Annotated in this window: 12 protein-coding genes; 9 read left to right on the top strand and 3 right to left on the bottom strand. The window is 40.0% G+C overall.

The features are described from left to right. The first annotated feature begins 19 nt into the window (after window positions 1–19). From HPE63_RS01265 to HPE63_RS01230, 8 genes are all read left to right on the top strand, one after another. Window positions 20–2,524 carry an ATP-binding protein gene (locus tag HPE63_RS01265; protein WP_188312414.1) on the top strand — a complete coding sequence of 835 codons (2,505 nt, stop codon included), beginning with the start codon at window positions 20–22 and terminating at the stop codon, window positions 2,522–2,524. Between the two features lie 57 nt (window positions 2,525–2,581). After that, complete coding sequence (locus tag HPE63_RS01260; RefSeq protein ID WP_188312413.1) at window positions 2,582–6,421, top strand: sensor histidine kinase; 3,840 nt, start codon at window positions 2,582–2,584, stop codon at window positions 6,419–6,421. Between the two features lies 1 nt (window position 6,422). Further along, window positions 6,423–7,727 (top strand): sensor histidine kinase, encoded by a 1,305-nt coding sequence (locus HPE63_RS01255; protein WP_188312412.1) that lies wholly within the window; start codon window positions 6,423–6,425, stop codon window positions 7,725–7,727. Between the two features lie 22 nt (window positions 7,728–7,749). After that, window positions 7,750–8,124 carry a response regulator gene (locus tag HPE63_RS01250; protein ID WP_188312411.1) on the top strand — a complete coding sequence of 125 codons (375 nt, stop codon included), beginning with the start codon at window positions 7,750–7,752 and terminating at the stop codon, window positions 8,122–8,124. Beyond that, entirely contained in the window at window positions 8,124–9,164 is a 1,041-nt protein-coding gene (locus tag HPE63_RS01245; protein WP_188312410.1) for an adenylate/guanylate cyclase domain-containing response regulator, read from the top strand. Before HPE63_RS01250 ends, HPE63_RS01245 begins: the two co-directional genes overlap by 1 nt. A gap of 141 nt (window positions 9,165–9,305) precedes the next feature. Next, on the top strand, window positions 9,306–10,868 hold the full coding sequence (locus HPE63_RS01240; RefSeq protein ID WP_188312409.1) for an NAD(P)/FAD-dependent oxidoreductase: 1,563 nt from the start codon (window positions 9,306–9,308) through the stop codon (window positions 10,866–10,868). A gap of 59 nt (window positions 10,869–10,927) precedes the next feature. Further along, window positions 10,928–12,211, top strand: coding sequence for a DEAD/DEAH box helicase (locus tag HPE63_RS01235; protein WP_188312408.1), 1,284 nt, complete (start codon window positions 10,928–10,930; stop codon window positions 12,209–12,211). Window positions 12,212–12,300: 89 nt separating this feature from the next. Next, the gene (locus HPE63_RS01230; RefSeq protein ID WP_188312407.1) at window positions 12,301–13,320 is read left to right on the top strand and encodes a TolB family protein; all 1,020 of its coding nucleotides are present in this window, start codon (window positions 12,301–12,303) and stop codon (window positions 13,318–13,320) included. 80 nt (window positions 13,321–13,400) lie between these two features. On the opposite strand, the gene HPE63_RS01225 is transcribed toward HPE63_RS01230, so the two are convergent. Beyond that, window positions 13,401–14,180 carry a hypothetical protein gene (locus HPE63_RS01225; RefSeq protein ID WP_188312406.1) on the bottom strand — a complete coding sequence of 260 codons (780 nt, stop codon included), beginning with the start codon at window positions 14,178–14,180 and terminating at the stop codon, window positions 13,401–13,403. Between the two features lie 467 nt (window positions 14,181–14,647). Between HPE63_RS01225 and HPE63_RS01220 the strand changes: the two genes are divergently transcribed. Continuing rightward, a complete protein-coding gene (locus tag HPE63_RS01220) occupies window positions 14,648–17,095 on the top strand; it encodes a TonB-dependent receptor domain-containing protein (RefSeq protein WP_188312405.1) in 2,448 nt (815 codons plus the stop codon). A gap of 121 nt (window positions 17,096–17,216) precedes the next feature. Here HPE63_RS01220 and HPE63_RS01215 read toward each other — a convergent pair whose 3' ends face one another. Beyond that, window positions 17,217–17,951, bottom strand: coding sequence for a response regulator (locus tag HPE63_RS01215; RefSeq protein WP_188312404.1), 735 nt, complete (start codon window positions 17,949–17,951; stop codon window positions 17,217–17,219). A gap of 2 nt (window positions 17,952–17,953) precedes the next feature. Continuing rightward, entirely contained in the window at window positions 17,954–20,041 is a 2,088-nt protein-coding gene (locus HPE63_RS01210; RefSeq protein ID WP_223198014.1) for a histidine kinase dimerization/phosphoacceptor domain -containing protein, read from the bottom strand. Window positions 20,042–20,126: the final 85 nt, after the last annotated feature.

The following is a 20,126-nucleotide window of genomic DNA, read 5'->3' as shown; positions in this document are numbered from 1 at the left end:
TATCAACAATTAAAACTATATGAAAACAAGTCAAATGATATTCAATTTGATGCTGATATGTTTTACAAATGTTACAATCAGTGCCCAGGATATACAGCTCGTCAATCTATCTAAAATTGACAGTATACTACATCTTGTAGATTCGCATCCTAAAAATGACGAAGAAAAAGTACGCCTCCTCAATCAATACGCTAGGGCTTGTTTTTATGATTTGGAATTATTTAAAAAGGGTTTAATAGCAACTCGGGAAGCGCGGTTACTTTCTGAAAAAATTAAATTCAAAGGTGGAAAAATCATGTATTACCAGACCTTATCATCATTTCATGGTTCTGGTTCGATGGCAAATTATTATAGGAAGCAAGCCGAATGGCTTTCAAAAGACCCAGACCAAGATTTAGGAAAATACTATGAGACGCTTCCAAATATAGTTTATAGTAACGGGCAAGATTGGGAAAATCTAAGGAATGTTGCCACTGACACATATCAATACTTTGAAAAGCTTGATGACAAAGAGATTCAAGCAAATATCCTATATAACCTTAACTATTTTCAATTTATGCTGGGCGATTTTGAGGCATCGTTGCAAACACAAGAAACGGCCATTAAGATCTGGAAGGAATTGGGTCAGGTGTATCCGATATTTGCAGCTACTGCTGGTAAAATGTATAATTTAAAAAAATTGGGAAGGGAAGATGATATCAAAAAACTGGAAGCAGAAATGATTGAATTCATTACCCAAAATGAAAATGAAAACACCTATGGATTGATTATAGCATCTATGGCTCAAGGATATAGCGGTGCTGGAAGATATGCACTTGCTATTGAATACTATTTAAAAAGTATTGCAATATTTGAGCAAAATGGTGATGTTACCATGCTGGCCGATGCCTATGAAAGTATTGGAACTTCATATAGAAATCTTGTAATGTATGATAAGGCCGCTGCTATCTATGAAAAATTAATCCCGCTCTTAATGCAACAAAAGGATTCGACTAATATATTCAATGTCTATAACCAAGCTTCTTTCTCAAATTACTATATAAAAAAATATGACAAAGCCAGGGAATATATGGTTCTGTCCCTCGAGGAGCCCAACGAACAAACCCGTAACTATTATTTGGCGCGCCAAAATAGCCTGGAGGGTCAAATACTAAAAGACAAACAACAATTTTCAGCCGCTATCCCCTATTTTCAAAAAGCATTGGCAAGTTATATTGATTTGGGTAAAAAAAATGGGAATCCTTTTATGGCTATGTACACGGCTGAATGTTATCAGGAAATGGGAGATTACAAAAAGGCATTAGAACATGCGCTGCTTGCTTTACAAATGGAAAAGGATACAAACTTACCTCGAACAAAAGTAGAAAGCGAACTAAGTTTGATGTTATCTGAAATTTATGAAAAGCTTGGGCAAAAAGATAAAGCGTTTCAATACCTCAAAAGATATGAGGAAATTAGAGCTGAAAATGACAAATTAGATGCAGCAAATCGTCTGGCAGATGCTGAAATTAGAGACATCTTGGAAAAAAGCCAAAGAAAGATTGATGCAGCGGAACAAGAAAGCCTTATGGCAGATCAGGCAAACAAAGTTCAAAAAATTTGGATCTTCAGCATTGCTGGAGCCCTTTTATCAGCCTTATTGCTAAGTTTTATCCTGTTTAGAAATAACAAAAACAAACAAAAAGCAAATAAAGTCCTAAGTGAACAAAAAGAAGAAATACAGACAACATTGAAACAATTGGAAGCCACCCAATCCCAACTTATCCAATCCGAGAAAATGGCCAGTCTAGGGGAGCTGACGGCCGGCATTGCCCATGAGATCCAAAATCCGTTGAACTTCGTGAATAATTTCTCGGAAGTGAGCAACGAGCTGATCGATGAGATGAACGAGGAAATCGAAAAAGGGGATTATAAGGAAACCAAAGCCATCGCTAAAGATGTCAAACAAAACCTTGAGAAGATTCTCCACCACGGCAAACGGGCCGATGCCATTGTAAAGGGCATGTTGCAGCACAGCCGTAGCAGCAGTGGGGTAAAAGAACCCACGGACATCAATGCCCTGGCCGATGAATATCTTCGCTTGGCCTATCATGGTTTACGGGCGAAGGACAAGGGTTTCAACGCCACTATGAACACCGATTTTGACGACACCATTGGGAAGATCAAGGTGGTTCCGCAGGATATCGGCAGGGTCATCCTCAATTTAATAACAAATGCATTTTATGTGGTCGATGAAAAGAAAAAGTCAGGGATCGAAAGCTATGAGCCTACCGTTTCAATACGTTCGAAAAAGAAAGATGGCAAAGTAGAAATCTCTGTTAAGGACAACGGGAACGGGATCCCACAAAATGTTCTCGACAAGATCTTTCAACCCTTTTTCACGACCAAACCAACCGGACAAGGCACCGGCCTGGGCCTGAGCATGAGTTATGACATCATCACTAAAGGGCATGGCGGGGAACTGAAGGTAGAGACCAAGGAAGGCGAAGGAACAATATTTATAATTGAATTACCAATGGCCTAATATTGCTTATTTTGCTTTAAACAGTATATTTACTATTGACCAAACAAATTTGACTACATGCGAATTAAACCAATACTTCTCATTGCTTCGATAGGTTTAAGTACCCTAATGGCGTTTTCCCAAAGTGGCACCCAACAGATCGATCCATCCTACCTCTCGATATCTGAAGGTTTGGCATCACCAAATGTACAGGATGTAATGCAAGACAGTTATGGCCTTATTTGGATCGCAACGACCAATGGGGTTCAAAAGTATGATGGATATCGCTTCGAGACCTTTAAGACTATTCCAGGGGAGGCAACTAGTTTGATGAACAATAACGCTTGGGGGCTTGAGGAAGATGCCGATCACAATATTTGGGTAGCTAGTGACTTCGGTATTTCTAAATACGACCGAAAAAAAAATGGGTTTATCAATTATCCGTTCGGTGAAATTTTCAATATCCCCCCTAATGGTGGCCGTGTATTCAATATTTTTAAAGATTCTGAACAACGTCTTTGGGCAACTTCACAATTCATGGAGTTATTGGTCTATGATCCTATTACAGATCAATGGAAATTCGCACCTTATGTGATTCCGAATGTTGAAGAGCCAGTCCATTATGGTATGTCAATTGCGATAACAGAGGACGCTGAAGGTGGAATTTGGTTTGGATCAACCGTGTACGGCTTAATGCATATGGCCAAAAACGAAACCGCTTTTCGGCCGGTAACCTCTGAACAATGGGGAGATTTTGACTTTGTGAATCCCGAAAATTCCATTACGTCATTATTTACCGATGCAAACGATACCCTTTGGATAACAACACGTACAGGTGTTTACAAATATGATCTCAAATCGGGTGGTTTAAAAACCATCAAGGAATATGACGAAGATGCCCAAAGCCCATGGAACAATTGGAACAGGATCCTATCCGATCATCAAGGCAACATTTGGATAGGCAACAATTTTCGTGGAATGCTGAAGTTCGAAGGAACTTCCGATAGCTATAAGCAAATCACCATTGCCGGAAAAGTACAAATGCGAGGCCACGGCTGGAATATTACCATAACCGATTTCATGATCGATAGGAGTGGGATATTTTGGTTTGGCAGTGCGGAGGCAGGACTTTTAAAATACGATCCGATTAATAAACCTTTCATGCACTTGGCCCATGACGACGACGACCCCTTTAGCATCAGTCTCAATAATGTCTATGGAATTTCGGCATCAAAGAAGAAGCCCGGCTTTGTTTATGTAGGAACACGTGGTGGAGGGCTCAATATTTTCGACCCAAAAAAACAAACTTTTGAAAAAGTGTCTTACAAAGTGGTGGATGATATGTTCGGCGGATCGGTAAGAAGCATTGCGGAGGATGAAGACGGCTCTTTGTGGTTGGGAACATGGGGCGACGGACTGATAAAATTGGATCAAAACTATCGGGAATTAAAAAGGTACAAATATGAACCCTATACATCCAATACTATATCGAATAATCAAGTACGCGCTATAAAACCAGACCAAGAAGGTAAGTTATGGGTGGGCACCAACAATGGTCTTAATATCCTAGATCCCAAAACAGGTAAATTTCAACGAGTCGTAAGTAAAGCCACAAAAGTATATCCCCAAGATCTGATAGAGGAAATCGAACAGCTTTCCCTTACCGATCAAAAAATCGGGATTATTGATCAGGTAAAGGATTTTGAGAATCGATCATTGCCAATAGAGATAGAGACTGCCGGCACCTATTGGGTTATGTCAGTAGGGGAAGGTGATGAAGCCAGTATGGCAGATTGGGGTTGGATTGAAAACGCCGCAAAGGACACTATTTGGGATTTCGGGGATTTCGAGGATTCTTTTTATGCCGGTGGAGCCTATAAAAACAGGATTATAATTGCCCCCATAACCTTACAACCAGGTTCTTACGCGTTACGCTATAAAACGGACGATAGCCACGCCTATGATAAATGGAATTCCGACCCTCCTGAACATACCTCGCTCTACGGTATCGTCTTGATCAAACCCAGCGATGGTAATCAATCAATGTCATTTGAAAGCCAGTTTTCGAATAACCAACAGGAACTGGTCATCAGTGGAAATAATATAGCGGATATTGAAATTACCGATACGTATATTTGGGTGAGTGCCAATGGCCAAGGAATCAATAGAATAGATCCTGTCGCCAAGACGGTAAAGTATTTCATTTACGAACCTGATAACAAAAATTCGCTAAGTAGTAACACCGTTTTTGACATTTTTGAGGATAGTCGCGGTATGATCTGGTTAGCAACAACCGAAGGAATCAACAAACTAGATCCCGGAACCGAAAAATTTACCCGCTACTCGGAAGTAGATGGATTGCCCACAAACCTTACCGAAGCGATTCTCGAAGGCGATAATGGCGAAATGTGGATCGCTACCCAAAACGGACTCTCCCAAATGGTGAACAATGAAAATTTGGGTAAAGTAACCTTTATCAATTACAATGCTTCCGATGGCCTGGGCGGGGATATTTTTTTGTCCCTTGCGGCGACCCGTGCAACCGATGGCCGATTTTACTTTGGTGGGGATCATGGACTCACAACATTCAGCAGCGTTACGGCTAATAATGTTCCGCCTGCGTTGATTATTTCGGATTTGCTGATTTCCAATAAGTCGGTACTCGATATGGGAGAGGATAATCCTTTAACAAATAGTTTGCTGAACACCGAAAATATTAGCCTATCACACGAGCAAAACAACTTGAGTTTTGAATTTGCGGCATTGCATTTTGCCAATCCTAATAAGAACCAATATGCACACAAGTTGATTGGTTATGATGAAGATTGGATCTATGATAATAGAAACTTTGCTTCCTACACCAACCTTGATCCTGGCAACTATGAAATTGCGATAAGGGCATCCAATGCCTATGGCATTTGGAACGAGGAAGGTAAAACCTTGTCCATCACCATTTCCCCGCCATGGTGGCGCTCTATATGGGCCTATGTATTATACGCTTCCGTCTTGATCATAGGATTTTTGATCGTAGATCGTTTCATGCGAAATAGAATAAAACAAAAAGAACGTGAGCGATCACGTGATAAGGAATTGGCGCAGGCAAAGGAAATAGAAAAGGCCTATTCCGAATTAAAAAATACTCAATCGCAATTGGTTCAATCCGAAAAAATGGCTTCCCTAGGCGAATTGACTGCCGGTATAGCCCATGAAATACAGAACCCTTTGAACTTTGTCAATAATTTCTCTGAAGTAAATAAGGAACTGCTACAAGAGATGGATGAAGAAATCAAAAAAGGAAATTTTGATGAAGTCAAAGCCCTTGCCAAAGATGTTGCCGAAAATGAGGATAAGATAATCTTTCACGGAAAACGGGCCGATGGCATTGTCAAAGGCATGCTACAGCATAGCAGAAGCAGTAGCGGACAAAAAGAGCCTACGGATATAAATACCCTAGCTGATGAATATCTCCGCCTTGCCTATCATGGATTACGGGCCAAGGATAAATCATTCAATGCCACTTTGAATACCGACTTTGACGACACCATTGGTAAAATAAATATTGTTCCCCAAGATATTGGAAGGGTTATTTTAAACCTGATTACCAATGCATTTTATGTGGTAAAAGAGAAGAAAGACCAAAATACCAAGGGGTACGAGCCAACGGTAACCGTGAGTACCAAGAAGCAAGGGAACATGGTATTGGTATCGGTACAAGATAATGGGAATGGGATACCTAAGGAAGTGTTGAACAAAATATTTCAGCCATTTTTTACCACAAAACCATCAGGAAAAGGTACAGGTTTGGGATTATCGTTAAGCTATGATATTGTGAAAGTTCATGGGGGGGAATTAAAGGTGGAAACCAAAGAAAACGAGGGAACAGTTTTTAAGATTTCATTGCCAATTGAATCTATTTAAAATGGATACAGCCAAAGAAAAAGAATTACTACAAACCCATCAATATTGGGTAGCATCGTTTATGGAAGATTCATCCTTAGATGAATTGGATAGTATCCTCTCACATGATATTATGGGTTATGGCACTACCCAAGACGAAAAGATTTTTGGAAGGGAAGCGGTTAAGAACATAATTGAAATTGGGCGGCAACAAAGACGATTATTTGATAATTATAGGTATGATTTAGAAATCGTAAAAAAACAAATTTCGAAAAAGAGCGATGCGGCAGTCATTATAGCGGAAATAAACGTAAGCTATTCAATCGATCGGAATGAAACCTTGTTACCCCTTAGAATTAGCACTGTTTTTTATTATGATGAGCAATGGAAAGTGACCCATTGGCACGGTTCGCTTGGTGTAAAAACTGACGGCGATACATGGCATCAAAATGAATGGCAATGTGAAAAAGAGCGACTACAGAAACTGGTTGATGAACAAACTGCCAAGCTAAAAAAATCCCTTGAAAACCTAAAAGCCACTCAATCCCAGCTTATTCAATCTGAAAAAATGGCCAGTCTTGGGGAGTTAACGGCCGGTATCGCCCACGAGATCCAGAATCCCTTGAACTTTGTCAACAACTTTTCCGAGGTGAATACCGAATTGATTGAAGAAATGCAGGAAGAACTTAAAGCGGGAAATACGGAAGAGGCCATTTCCATCTCCGATGATATAAAAGAAAATCAGAAAAAAATCAACCATCATGGCAGAAGGGCTGATGCGATTGTGAAAGGGATGTTACAACACAGCCGGAATAATACTAGTGATAAGGAAGCAACCAATATTAATGCACTGGCAGATGAATACCTAAGATTGTCCTACCATGGACTTAGAGCGAAGGATAAATCCTTTAATGCCAAATTGGAAACTGATTTTGATAAATCATTAGGTAGTGTAAATATTGTTGCGCAAGATATTGGTCGTGTCATACTAAACTTAATTACCAATGCCTTTTATGTAGTGAAAAAGAAAAAGGAGCAACAAAAAGAAGGTTATGAGCCTACCGTGTCGGTATACACTAAAAAGAAAAAGGATACCATTACCATTAGCGTTAAGGATAATGGCAACGGAATTCCCCTAGCCATAAAAGAAAAGATCTTCCAGCCTTTCTTCACCACCAAACCAAGTGGGGAAGGCACCGGCCTGGGGTTGAGTTTAAGTTATGATATCGTGAAGGCGCACGGGGGTGAACTCAAAGTGGAGACCCATGAAGGAATGGGTACCGAATTCACCATCATTTTACCTAATACAGAAATCACTAAGAAATAGTAAGGATTAAAACACATATAGTATGAAAATATTAGTAGTAGACGACGAAAAAGATGTTCAATTGCTTTTCCAGCAGCGATTTCGAAAAGAAATCAGAACCGGGGTACTGAATTTTGTTTTTGCATTTTCGGGAGAGGAAGCATTGGATATTATGAAGACCATGGAGCAGGAAGCGGTATTGATTTTATCGGATATCAATATGCCCGGCATGAGCGGTCTTGACTTATTGGAAAAAATCAGAAAAGACTTTGAACAACCGCCACCATTGGTCATGATGGTTACGGCATACGGTGACGAGGAAAACCGAAATACGGCAAAACGACTGGGAGCCGACGATTTTTTAACCAAACCTTTGGATTTTGCACTATTGAAAAGCAAATTAACAACTCTTAAATAATGGCTAAGATACTTGTAGTGGATGATGAGACCGATTTGGAGGTACTCATTAAGCAAAAATTCCGAAAACAGATTCGGCAAAATGAGTACGAATTTGTTTTTGCAATAAATGGAAAGGATGCCTTGGAAAAACTCCTGACCGAAACTGATACCGATATCGTACTTAGTGATATCAATATGCCAGAAATGGATGGGCTCACATTGCTCTCCAAAATCAGCGAACTAAATCCGTTGCTGAAATCGGTCATTGTTTCGGCCTATGGTGATATGGAGAATATTCGTACCGCAATGAACCGTGGTGCATTCGATTTTATCACCAAACCGATTAACTTTGAAGACCTGACCATAACAGTTGAAAAGACATTGAAACATGCACAACAGCTCAAGGAGACCCTTAAGGCCATCAAAGAGAACAACATCCTAAAGATGTATGTAGACGAAAACGTACTCAACTTTATGGGAGGCCAAGAATATGAGTCGACCATTATGGCCAATGAGAATTTGGAAGCGACGGTGATGTTCATCGACGTCTGTGGCTTTACAGCTATTAGCGAAACCACGCCCCCTGATGAAGTGGTGAAGATGCTCAACACGTATTTTGATGTGATGGTGAAAGAGATTATCTCACAAGAGGGCCATGTAGACAAGTTTATCGGCGATGCCATCATGGCGGTTTTTCGAGGGGAATATCACCTCGATAGGGCCATAGATGCGGCCTTGGCCGTTCGGCAACAAATCAACGCCATGCCAGAATCAAAGGATATAGCGGGCTATAAACCGAAAGTTTCGATTGGGATTAAAAGCGGGGAAATGATTTCCGGAAATATTGGATCTGCCAGTTTAAGGCGTTTGGACTATACCGTGATCGGTGATACCGTGAATACGGCGGCCCGGCTACAGGACGCGGCCCAACCCAATCAAATCTTGATTTCCCAAAACTGTTATGAAATGGTCAAAGAAGCCTTTAAATGTAAAAAAATAGGCGACATCACGATGAAGAACAAGGCGCAAACCCTTACTGCATATGAGGTGTTGGAATAAAATAAGGCAGTCGACCAAGTAATAGAATTTGTTGCCTTATAAAGGATTCCGAAAAAAAACAATTCTAGACGTCTACCGTGGAATTTCATCGAAATTCAGGGATAATTTAAGTTATTCTCGAAATTGCCCTAATTTTACCCTATGGTCAGACAAATTCAATTACGGGTTTCCTTGAAGGAAGAATCCCGAAAAGGCATCCTGCTTAAAAAAGTAGCTACCTATTTGGGGGAACCTGAAAATGATCTTACTATAAAAGTGCTGCGTAAGTCAATCGATGCGCGGAAACCGACCATCTATTTTAATTATAAAATGGAGGTTTACATTCGGGAACAACCCAAAGAAAATACCGAGTACACTTTTGACTACAAAGATGTTTCCAAAGCCAAGAAAATTCATATCATAGGTTTTGGTCCTGCGGGAATGTGGGCAGCATTACGATGTTTGGAATTGGGATTTAAACCCGTGGTGTTCGAACGTGGGAAAAAAGTACAGGATCGTCGCCGTGATTTAAAGGCCATTAATCAAGATCATATCGTAAATGAAGATTCCAATTATTGCTTTGGTGAAGGGGGAGCAGGTACTTATTCCGATGGCAAACTTTATACAAGAAGCTTAAAAAGAGGTGACGTACGCCGTATTTTTGAAAATTTGGTATACCATGGGGCTACAGACCAGATTCTGGTGGATGCACACCCGCATATTGGTACCAACAAACTCCCGAAAATCGTTCAAAACATACGTCAGACGATTTTATCGCATGGGGGTGAAATATATTTTGAAAGTCGTGTTACCGATTTTACGATCAAGAACAATAAACTGGTGGCCTTGCTATTGCAAAATGGACAAGAAATACCTGTTGACCGCGTAATCCTCGCGACGGGGCATTCCGCACGGGATATATTTCATTTACTGCAGGACAAGAAGATCGCCATAAAGGCAAAATCCTTTGCGATGGGGGTTCGGGTAGAACATCCACAACACATTATAGATTCGATTCAATATCATTGCAAAAGGGAAAGAAACGAATTGCTTCCTCCGGCTGCGTATAGTTTGGTGCAGCAGGTTTACAACAGAGGGGTATATTCCTTCTGTATGTGTCCTGGCGGCTTTATCGTCCCGGCAGCTACTGCTCCTGGTGAGGTGGTAGTCAACGGAATGTCACCCTCTAAACGCAATAATCTTTTTGCCAATTCTGGTATTGTTGTAGAAATCAATGTGGACCAAGATATTCACAAGTATGAAAAGTTCGGTGATTTAAAAGGATTGGAATATCAAAAAAACCTGGAACGTTTGGCATTTACCGCAGGAGGACGCTGTCAAACCGCCCCGGCACAACGCCTAACAGATTTCGTAGAAGGAAAATTATCCCAGGACCTGAACCCTTCCTCTTATCAACCAGGTTTGAAATCCGCCCCCTTGCATTCATTACTTCCCAAATTGATTGGTAGTCGACTTAGAGCTGGATTTACGGAATTCGGCAAGAAAATGCATGGGTATTATACGGCTGAAGCCAACATAGTTGGTGTTGAATCAAGAACCTCCTCCCCTGTTACCATCCCAAGAAAGGAGAACCTGGAACATATAGGGATAGAAGGTTTGTTTCCTTGTGGTGAAGGTGGGGGCTATGCCGGTGGCATTGTTTCCGCAGCCATGGATGGGGAACGTTGCGCAGAGGCCGCGATTAAAGGACTAATACCCAATTAATTCGCTTATCACTAATATCCAAATTAATAGGTTACCTTTGCCGCTTATTATTCAAATACATGACATTCAAAGATTTAGGTATTATAGAACCCATTCTCAAAGCTCTTGAGCAGGAAGGATATACACAACCAACCCCAATTCAAGAGCAGGCCATACCTATTCTTTTAGGCGGGAAGGACCTCTTGGGCTGTGCACAGACCGGAACGGGTAAAACAGCGGCATTTGCCGTTCCCATTATACAACATTTATACAACGATGGACAGCGGAATAAGGGCCCGCGTAAAATAAAATCATTAGTGGTAACCCCAACCCGGGAGTTGGCCATTCAAATAGGTGAAAGTTTTACAGCGTATGGCAAATTCACGGGAATTCGAAATACGGTAATTTTTGGAGGCGTGAAACAGGGCAAGCAAACCCAGGCACTTCGTAATGGTGTCGATATATTGATTGCCACACCGGGACGCTTGTTGGATTTAATGAACCAGGGGTACATTTCACTTAGGGATGTTGAATATGCCGTATTGGATGAGGCTGACCAGATGTTGGATATGGGGTTTATACATGATATTCGCAAAATAATAGCGAAGCTACCGCCAAAACGACAATCCCTTTTCTTTTCAGCCACTATGCCCAAAGATATTGTAGCACTTTCCAGGACTATTCTAGGCGATTTTGAACAAATCTCGGTAAAACCCCAACAGGCCACCGCAGAAAAAGTTGAACAGGGGGCTTATTTTGTTAGTAAAAAGAACAAGCCTAAATTGCTTGTGCATTTATTGGGTGAACAACCCGATAGTTCTGTTCTTGTGTTTTCACGTACGAAACACGGAGCCAATAAAATAGTCAAGGTTTTGGGCAAGGCATCCATAGAATCCGCCGCCATACATGGCAACAAATCACAAACGGCACGGCAAAAAGCTTTGGGCGATTTTAAAGATGGAAAGTTGAAAGTTTTGATTGCGACCGATATTGCAGCTCGCGGTATCGATGTAGATGATCTTTCATTGGTTATTAATTATGACCTACCCAACGTACCGGAAACCTATGTGCATAGGATCGGTAGAACAGGCAGGGCAAGTGCTAGTGGCATAGCCCTATCCTTTTGTGATACCGAAGAGCGGGCCTTTTTACGGGATATCGAAAAATTGATCAAACAAGATGTTCCGCGCATGGGAGAACATCCTTTTATGGGCGAAGATCCTGAAGAAATTACCGAAACCCCGCAACGGCATGGAAGATCTAGAAACCAGAACAGGTCTAATTCCCAATCCCAAAGAAACTCGAATTATAGGGGAGGCAACAAAAACAACCGTCGAAGTAATAATCGAAATAATCCTCGGTAAAACATTTAACAGTTAACTGCATTCCTATTTGTCAGTATATTTGGCATAATAATTGATTTTTCATTACATCAACCAAAATCAAAATGAAAATGATAAAATTAGCCACAAGGGTGCTGCTTTTAATCTCAATTTTTTCATTCGTATCCTGCAGTACAGACTCTGAAAATGACCCCATAAAAGAAAATATAGGGGACGACCCTCAAGAATCGATCGATTCTGAAATTGAAATCTACTATTACAGCAAACGAAATGGTATAATCAATATTTTTAAAACAGACAAAGAAGGTATTGAAACCCCTATTATCGTCGATAATGACCATCATGATTGGTGGGTTCGGGTTTCTCCTGACAAGCAGAAAATACTCTGGTACAAATCACCCATAAACGTTGCTTCGAGTGATGAGTTTAACAATTATGACGATGCTGAATTATGGATGGCCAATATAGATGGATCCAATCCGGAAAAAGTCATTGATTTAAGTGATTACAACTGGTCTGCCCAGGGTGTTGCCGATTGGTCGCCAGCTGGAACCGAACTTGTTATGGCAGTTATCGATGAAAGTGGTTTTTGGCATATCTATATTACCGCTAACGATGGATCCAACCCGAGAAAAATAAGCCAAAGAAATAGTCTTTTTGCCGATCCCAGTTGGTCCCCTGATGGCCAAAAAATCGTTTATACGGCCTATCCCGTGGATTATGTAGGTAATCCCGTGAATTTTTTCAATCTGGAAATTCATGTGATGGATAAGGATGGTACTAATGAGATACAGCTCACCGATGATGACCAAAGGGACCACGACCCTTATTGGTCACCAAATGGCAAGGAAATTGCCTTTGAGAGCCAATGGAATCTCTTACATTGTTTAATTGGTAAGTGGGCCATTCGAAAATACAATTTTGAAACCCAATTGACCACAGATGTGATAAAGGACGATAATGCCAACGGACTTCCCCGATGGACCAAGAATTCTGAGCAACTATACTTTTCAAGAACCATTTGTGGGGAATTTACCAGATTGGTAAGGACAGACAATAACGGGAATCATTTGGAGACTATATTGGAAAATACTACGTACCCCTTTTATGACTGTGATTTGGTGGAGTAAAATTTAACTAAATAAAACCACGGTGCTAGGACCGTGGTTTTTTGTATATACTCAAACGGATGTGTATCGATTGCCTTCGGCTAACGTACCTTACGAATCAATCTTGCCGTATAAACATATTTCATGTCCCTTAAAGCAATCCCGTCGTTCATAGCTTTTGTTTGTGCTGGTGTATTACCTTCGTTGAAATCAATGTTTTGATTAAGCATTTGCTTCATGTCCTTGAACATGCTTACAGTCATATGCGAAGCGTAAGTATCACTTCCTATGGGCGACATAAACCGAATCAGCCCCCAGTTGGCCTTAGTACCATCATCCACGGCCTTTTGGTGCAATGGTTGAAAGACTTCTTTTTCCGCCTTCTCATATTTGTAATAGTCATTTAGATCAACTTTCATCAAATCTATTTGGGCAACGCATCCTAAAGGCATGTCGAATTCTGGGGACGTATTGGCAATTTCATTGGCAAATATTCTTACCGCCAAATCCCTCGATTTTGAAGTTTCATTGAATTTTTCATCAAGTGCCTGTTCAGACATGTTAGGGTAAGCTGCATTTAGAGCTTCCTCAAATCCTTCGCCTTCGAACATTTTTACTGGATCGTTAAAAAGGGTTACGGTCAGGTATTGAAAGCCTTGATTCTCCCCTCCGGGACCCAAAGCCCACAAATCCCATCCTATAATATCCCCATTCTTGACACGTTGTTCATGTATCTTCTCCCAAAAAGCTTCTGTATCGGCATAAGCATTTTCTTGTTCATTATCCACTTTCATAAATTCGAAAACCAGATATAATTTTTCCTGTGCATTGGCCATTACACCGAACAGCATCAATGCGGTAATAAGTACAAGCTTTTTCATGTTCTTATATTTTATTGGTTTGCAGAATTCGTTTGGGCTATGAACTTTGACAATTTACCCATAGCCCAAATTCGAATTCCAATTTATGGCTCCCCCGAACCAATATATAATAGTAATTTATTTTATCGATTTAAGAATTGAAACAAGGACCAAGCTATACTTTAAGTGTCCAAAACAATACTTTAATTTATCAGGGGCCAAAATGCAAATTTTCAAAAGGTATGAATGAGACCAGGCTAATATTGAGTATAGCTAATTTTAAATAGCCTCTTGATAAGTAAATGGGTATGCCCGGACACGATTTGCTACAGTTCATCCTAGTTAAGTTGCCCATAAGCTATAAACTGGACATTTTTGCATATCACTCACAGCCAGTTTCCCTAATATTTTTAAAAAATGATTCCATTTTCCATTCATCTGAGGAGGAGTTAAATATTTGTAACCATCATTTATCCAATCAAAAAAAAATGAAACTTCTGCCTAAGTGCCTTAATTCATTGATTTTTCTGATTTTCTCGATCTTTATGATGCAATTTTCCCAAGCCCAAAACGACATTTCAGGCAAGGTTGTAGACGATACTGGGGTGCCACTATCCTTTGCAAACGTTTTATTGCTTAAAACAAGTGATTCAACATTGATCAAGGGTGCGATTACCGAGGAAACAGGTCTATTCCTATTGAAAAACATTCCTAGGGGAAAGTACACCATATCGGCAAGTATGGTCGGATTCGAATCCATATCAACCGAACAATTCGATTTCGATGGGAGCTCAAAAATGACTATACCCACAATATCACTTTCCCAAGGAGTTGCTTTGGATGAAGTCGTGGTCACTTCCAAAAAAAACCTATTCGTCCAAAAAATCGACCGAATGGTCATCAATGTTGCCAGCAGTATTTTATCTGCAGGTTCATCTGCGCTCGAAATATTAGAACGTTCGCCCGGGGTCTTGGTAGACCGACAGAACAGTACTATTTCACTAGTAGGGAAAAGTGGTGTTTTGGTGATGATCAATGGTAAACAGAGTTATATGCCGGCATCAAGTCTTGTACAAATGCTGGAAGGAATGAGCGCGAACAATGTCGAAACTATTGAATTGATTACCACTCCTCCGGCCAATTTCGATGCTGAAGGCAATGCCGGTTTTATTAATATTGTCTTAAAAGAACAGACCGATGTCGGACTTAATGGTGCCTATTCACTTTTAGCAGGGGTAGGAAATGGCAATACAACCTCTGACAACATCAACTTCAATTATAGAAAAAACCGACTTAACTTTTTTGGTAATTATTCTTTTTTAAGGAATGCGCAAGCGCAGGTATTCACCTTTGATAGGAGTTTTATTGATGGGGATGGCATTCCCGTAAACATATCGACAGTTTCGGACCGGGATCCCATTCAGCGCAATCACAATATTAGAACGGGACTGGATTATCAAACATCCGATAAAACTATCATAGGGTTGTTATTGTGGGCAAATGATAACAAGTGGACGATGGATGCGGTAAATCAGAGTCAAGAGACTGAAAATGATATGCCGAGTTCTTTTGTCGAACTTTTGAACACGGAAAGAAATCAATTACAACATTTTGGGTCGAATATTAATATCAAACATGATTTTAAGAAGGATGGGTTTGTGAGCTTTGATTTGGATTATCTGAGATATAAGCTCGAAAATCCAACGATGTATACCAATAGCTTTTTTGACGCCAACAACAACTTTATAAGGGAGGAACTCACCACAAGCGATAAATCAACCCCAATTAACATTACGGTAGGTAAAATCGATTATAGCAACCGTTTCAGCGATAAGATTACATTGGATATGGGTCTAAAAGGGGCTTTCAGCAATTTTGATAACGATGTGGCCGTAGGAACTTTTCAGGATGAAAATTTCCTTGAAGATCCTGATCTTACCGATGTCAGTACCCTAAAGGAACGCATATTGGCTGGGTATGGCAGCTTGGAATACACCATAAGCGATAAAACCAGTGTTCAATTAGGCTTACGTTATGAACATACCAACTCAGACCTGGTTTCCGAAAAACAAGGCAAAGTGGTTGATAGGTCCTTTGGTGAACTCTTTCCGACCGTATATTTTGCCCAGAAGGTAAACGATACCCTGAGTTTTAATCTTTCCTACTCAAGACGCATTACCCGACCTACCTTCAATGATATGGCCCCTTTCGTCATATTTATTGATCCCACTACATTTTTTGCAGGAAACCCGGCTGTTCAACCTGCTATTTCCAACTCGGTCAAATTTGATCTCAACTATAGGTCTACTATACTTTCGGCCCAGTATTCCGTTGAGGACGGTACCATTTCAAGGTATAATTCCCAGTTTGATGAAGAAAACGAAAGACTCATCTTTGGGGCCTCTAATATGGATCAAACCAAAACATTTTCATTGACCTTTGGGCTCCCCATTACCATCACCAACTGGTGGAAAATGCAGAACAACTTTACATACCTAAACACCAAGGTTACAAACACAGTGAACGGATCACTTTTAGCCTTGGAACAGAACACCTTCAATATAAACAGCACACAATCGTTCACAATAGCAAAAAACCTAACTTCGGAAATCAATGTAAATTATAACAGCCCTTCGATTATTAGCTTTTTAGGCGCAGCGGTACTCCAAGAATATTATAGTATCAATATAGGTATCCAAAAGAAATTTGGTGATCGTTGGGGCACGCTTGGGCTTAAGGTCAATGATTTGTTAGATTCCTTGAAATGGACCGTATTAACGAATATTCCTGAACAAAACCTGAATACTAAAAATAGCGTTGATTTCTTTAATCGCACCCTTATATTAACTTATTCTAGAAGTTTTGGAAATAGCAAACTTAAATCCGCCCGGAAAAGAGGTACAGGGGCCGAGGAAGAAAAATCAAGGGTCAATTAAGGAGCGGAATATGTGCAATACCCCAACGGGTTGAGCAAGAAGAAATAACTGCAGCTCGTTGTTGAAATGGGCCATAGATCATCAGAAGTAGGTTTTTTGGTAAATGAAGGACCAACCTACATTAAATCGTTTGTATACGATTTAGCAACGGTTCTTTGTGCGATTTTCCAAAGGGGATTACCTTTCTTCCAATCTCTAAATGCCCATCGGCAACAACATCGAGTTTGCCAATATTCACCATATACGACCTATGAACCCTTACGAACATGGTTGCAGGCAGCTTCTCTTCCATGGTTTTTAGGGTAGTAGCCAACAAATACTGGCTTACCGTCGTTACGACCTTACAATAATTCCTATCCGCCTCAATATAAAGGATATCCGCTAATAATAATTTATTCATATGACCCTTATGGCGTATGAAAATACGGTCTTCCAAAACTTTCATTGATGAGCTACCTGTTTCATTCTTTTCCTTTTTCAATTTAATTTGCTGTACCACTAAATCGAAGGTGCGCTGTAATTGTAAGCTGTTCAATGGTTTGGGAATAAAAGCAAATGGATGCGTCTCCTTCGCTCTATTAAAGGAATTTTCATCCGTATTCGCCGTAAGGTATATAATTGGGATGTTCATTGCCTCATGTATACATTGGGCTGTTTCTATACCGTCTAATTCGCCTTTTAAATTAACATCCATAAGAATAATATCCGGACTGTTTGCCTCTGCATGAATTATGGCCTCCTCCCCCCTAGTCTCTATCCCAGTTACTTCGTATCCCAGTTTGGTCAACTGTAAACTAATGTTCGCGGCGATGATCATATCATCTTCAACTACCAAAACCCTAACTTTATCTTCCATTTTTATGCTGCTTTATTATATTGAAATTCAAAAGAAACCGTCGTTCCGTTCTCTACTACTAAATTCATTTTACCATCTAATTGTCGGGTTAATAATTTAATTAATTTAGTTCCAAACCCGGTACCTATCTGTTCTTTTATTGCGTTATTACCAATACCATTATCTGAAACAAACAAGAACAATTGGGAATCCGTTTTTTGCAATTTAATGGTGAGACCACCGGTGGCCCTGTGGGGAAACGCGTATTTCATCGAATTTGTCAATAGTTCATTTACAATAAGCCCAATGGGTATAGCGGTATCCACGTCCAACTCGATCTCATCCATTTCCAAATGCACATCGATTCTATCTTGGGCATCAAAAACATTGACTACGTAATTCGCCAATTCTAAAAAATAGGATTTCATTTCAATGGATGACAGACTTTTTTCTTGATACAATTTTTGATGCACCATACTCATACTTTGAATTCTATGCTGGCTATTTTTCATGGCGGCTACAATCTTTTCATCATTGATCTCGGCCGATTGTAAGGAAATTAGGCTAGAGACGATTTCTAGGTTGTTTTTCACCCTATGATGAATCTCCTTTAGCAGAAACTCATTCTCTTTGTTCTGTTTTTGGAGCATTTTATTCTTTTTGTTATTGATCTTTAACGTTTTGTACAACAGTAGTAGATAGAGCAGCAACAGAAACACAAGGCTTATGATCAATGTTTGCCTTGTTTGTTGTTTGGAAATACGTGTTTGTTGCAATTGAATGATATTCTCTTTCTGGGCAACATCGAATTCGGTTCTCAATTGCGATATTCTTTGATCGGCTTCCGCGGTGAAAATCTTATCCTTTAGATCGTCGTATACGGCAAAAGCCTGATAGGCCTCTTGATAATTATGGTTACCTGCCAAGGCCTTGCCCAATGTTTCATAAGCTTGACTTAAATAAAACTCATCTCCAAAATCCTCGGAGGCAATCGCAATGCTCGTGTTCAAACTTTCGATGGCCGAGGCATACTTTCCTTGAATATTCTGTAATTTCCCAATGGATAACCATGAGCGCATCAACATAAAATTATTATCCAATAACTCAGCATATTTCACCGCACTTTCAGATGCTATTTCCGCTTTCTCAAATTCATTTAAATAGGTATAGAGATCCACCTTTGAAATATATACGTCGCTAAGATTGTTGTAAAAACCATAGCGCTCACCGATAGCGATCGAATGATCATAATAGTTCAAAGCCTTTTCATAGGATTTCAATTCCAAATAATTATTACCAACAACATAAAGGGTAAAACCATAATCCAGATCATTGATACCCCGTTCCTCAAAGATTGAGACCGATTTTAAACCATATTCCAAGCCCGAAGCAAATTTTGATTGTTTCCAAAACAAATTGCTCAAATCACTATATGCCAAAGCTATGGCCTTTTTATCCTTAAGTTTTTCTCCTAGACGTAATGCATCAAGAGCATAATCCGCCGCACGATCTAGCTGTCCCTTACGTTCAAAAACATATCCCATTTGAGTATAAAGAAACGGTAAATCCTTTTCCAGTACTTTTTCCTTCGCCTGGGTTAAGATGGTCAAGGCACTATCCAGTTTTTCCATACGCAACAAAATAGCGGCTTGTGTAATCTGAAACCTACCTTCCCAAAGTGTATCCTTTTTTTTCCTGGTCAGCTGTAGGCCTTTTAGGGTATGGGCAATCGACGTCTTTAAATTACGCGTATGCCAATAGTATGCGAGATCGTTCAGCATTGAGAACTGAATGGTATCGGTCGTAATCAATGGGTATGATTTCTCTAAAATGTCTAAGTAAGAAGCCCCGAAATTATCAGTTTCTACAAATACCTTTTTGTAAGGTTTTTCGCGTTCCAGGTCCACTATTTGGGAAATGCCGATAAAGCCATTCAAAAAAGAAATGGTCGTTGTGAAGATAGTGATCAAAGTACGACTTCTCATTTCAGGAATATTGTCACCGGGGGAAATGAGTTTGTTAAATATACAACAATTTATAAATAAATCTTCGATAATTAAAAATAGGGGTTCGGACAGTTTTTCGGCCATTTCATCCCTAAACGATTTCATTCTAGGTTGTAATTGTATTCTTTAGTTAGTGAAAAGTATACACTTGTGGTGCAAAGGGGCTAATAACACTAACATAAAAGGGTTA

The organism is Maribacter arenosus, from assembly GCF_014610845.1.
Taxonomy (GTDB): Bacteria; Bacteroidota; Bacteroidia; order Flavobacteriales; family Flavobacteriaceae; genus Maribacter_A; species Maribacter_A arenosus.
This window is presented reverse-complemented; position numbering and strand designations above follow the sequence as displayed.

Coding starts and splice junctions, on each gene's coding strand:
- HPE63_RS01265 (WP_188312414.1), top strand. CDS start 20: ATGAAAACAAGTCAAATGATATTCAATTTGATGCTGATATGTTTTACA.
- HPE63_RS01260 (WP_188312413.1), top strand. CDS start 2,582: ATGCGAATTAAACCAATACTTCTCATTGCTTCGATAGGTTTAAGTACC.
- HPE63_RS01255 (WP_188312412.1), top strand. CDS start 6,423: ATGGATACAGCCAAAGAAAAAGAATTACTACAAACCCATCAATATTGG.
- HPE63_RS01250 (WP_188312411.1), top strand. CDS start 7,750: ATGAAAATATTAGTAGTAGACGACGAAAAAGATGTTCAATTGCTTTTC.
- HPE63_RS01245 (WP_188312410.1), top strand. CDS start 8,124: ATGGCTAAGATACTTGTAGTGGATGATGAGACCGATTTGGAGGTACTC.
- HPE63_RS01240 (WP_188312409.1), top strand. CDS start 9,306: ATGGTCAGACAAATTCAATTACGGGTTTCCTTGAAGGAAGAATCCCGA.
- HPE63_RS01235 (WP_188312408.1), top strand. CDS start 10,928: ATGACATTCAAAGATTTAGGTATTATAGAACCCATTCTCAAAGCTCTT.
- HPE63_RS01230 (WP_188312407.1), top strand. CDS start 12,301: ATGATAAAATTAGCCACAAGGGTGCTGCTTTTAATCTCAATTTTTTCA.
- HPE63_RS01225 (WP_188312406.1), bottom strand. CDS start 14,180: ATGAAAAAGCTTGTACTTATTACCGCATTGATGCTGTTCGGTGTAATG.
- HPE63_RS01220 (WP_188312405.1), top strand. CDS start 14,648: ATGAAACTTCTGCCTAAGTGCCTTAATTCATTGATTTTTCTGATTTTC.
- HPE63_RS01215 (WP_188312404.1), bottom strand. CDS start 17,951: ATGGAAGATAAAGTTAGGGTTTTGGTAGTTGAAGATGATATGATCATC.
- HPE63_RS01210 (WP_223198014.1), bottom strand. CDS start 20,041: ATGAAATCGTTTAGGGATGAAATGGCCGAAAAACTGTCCGAACCCCTA.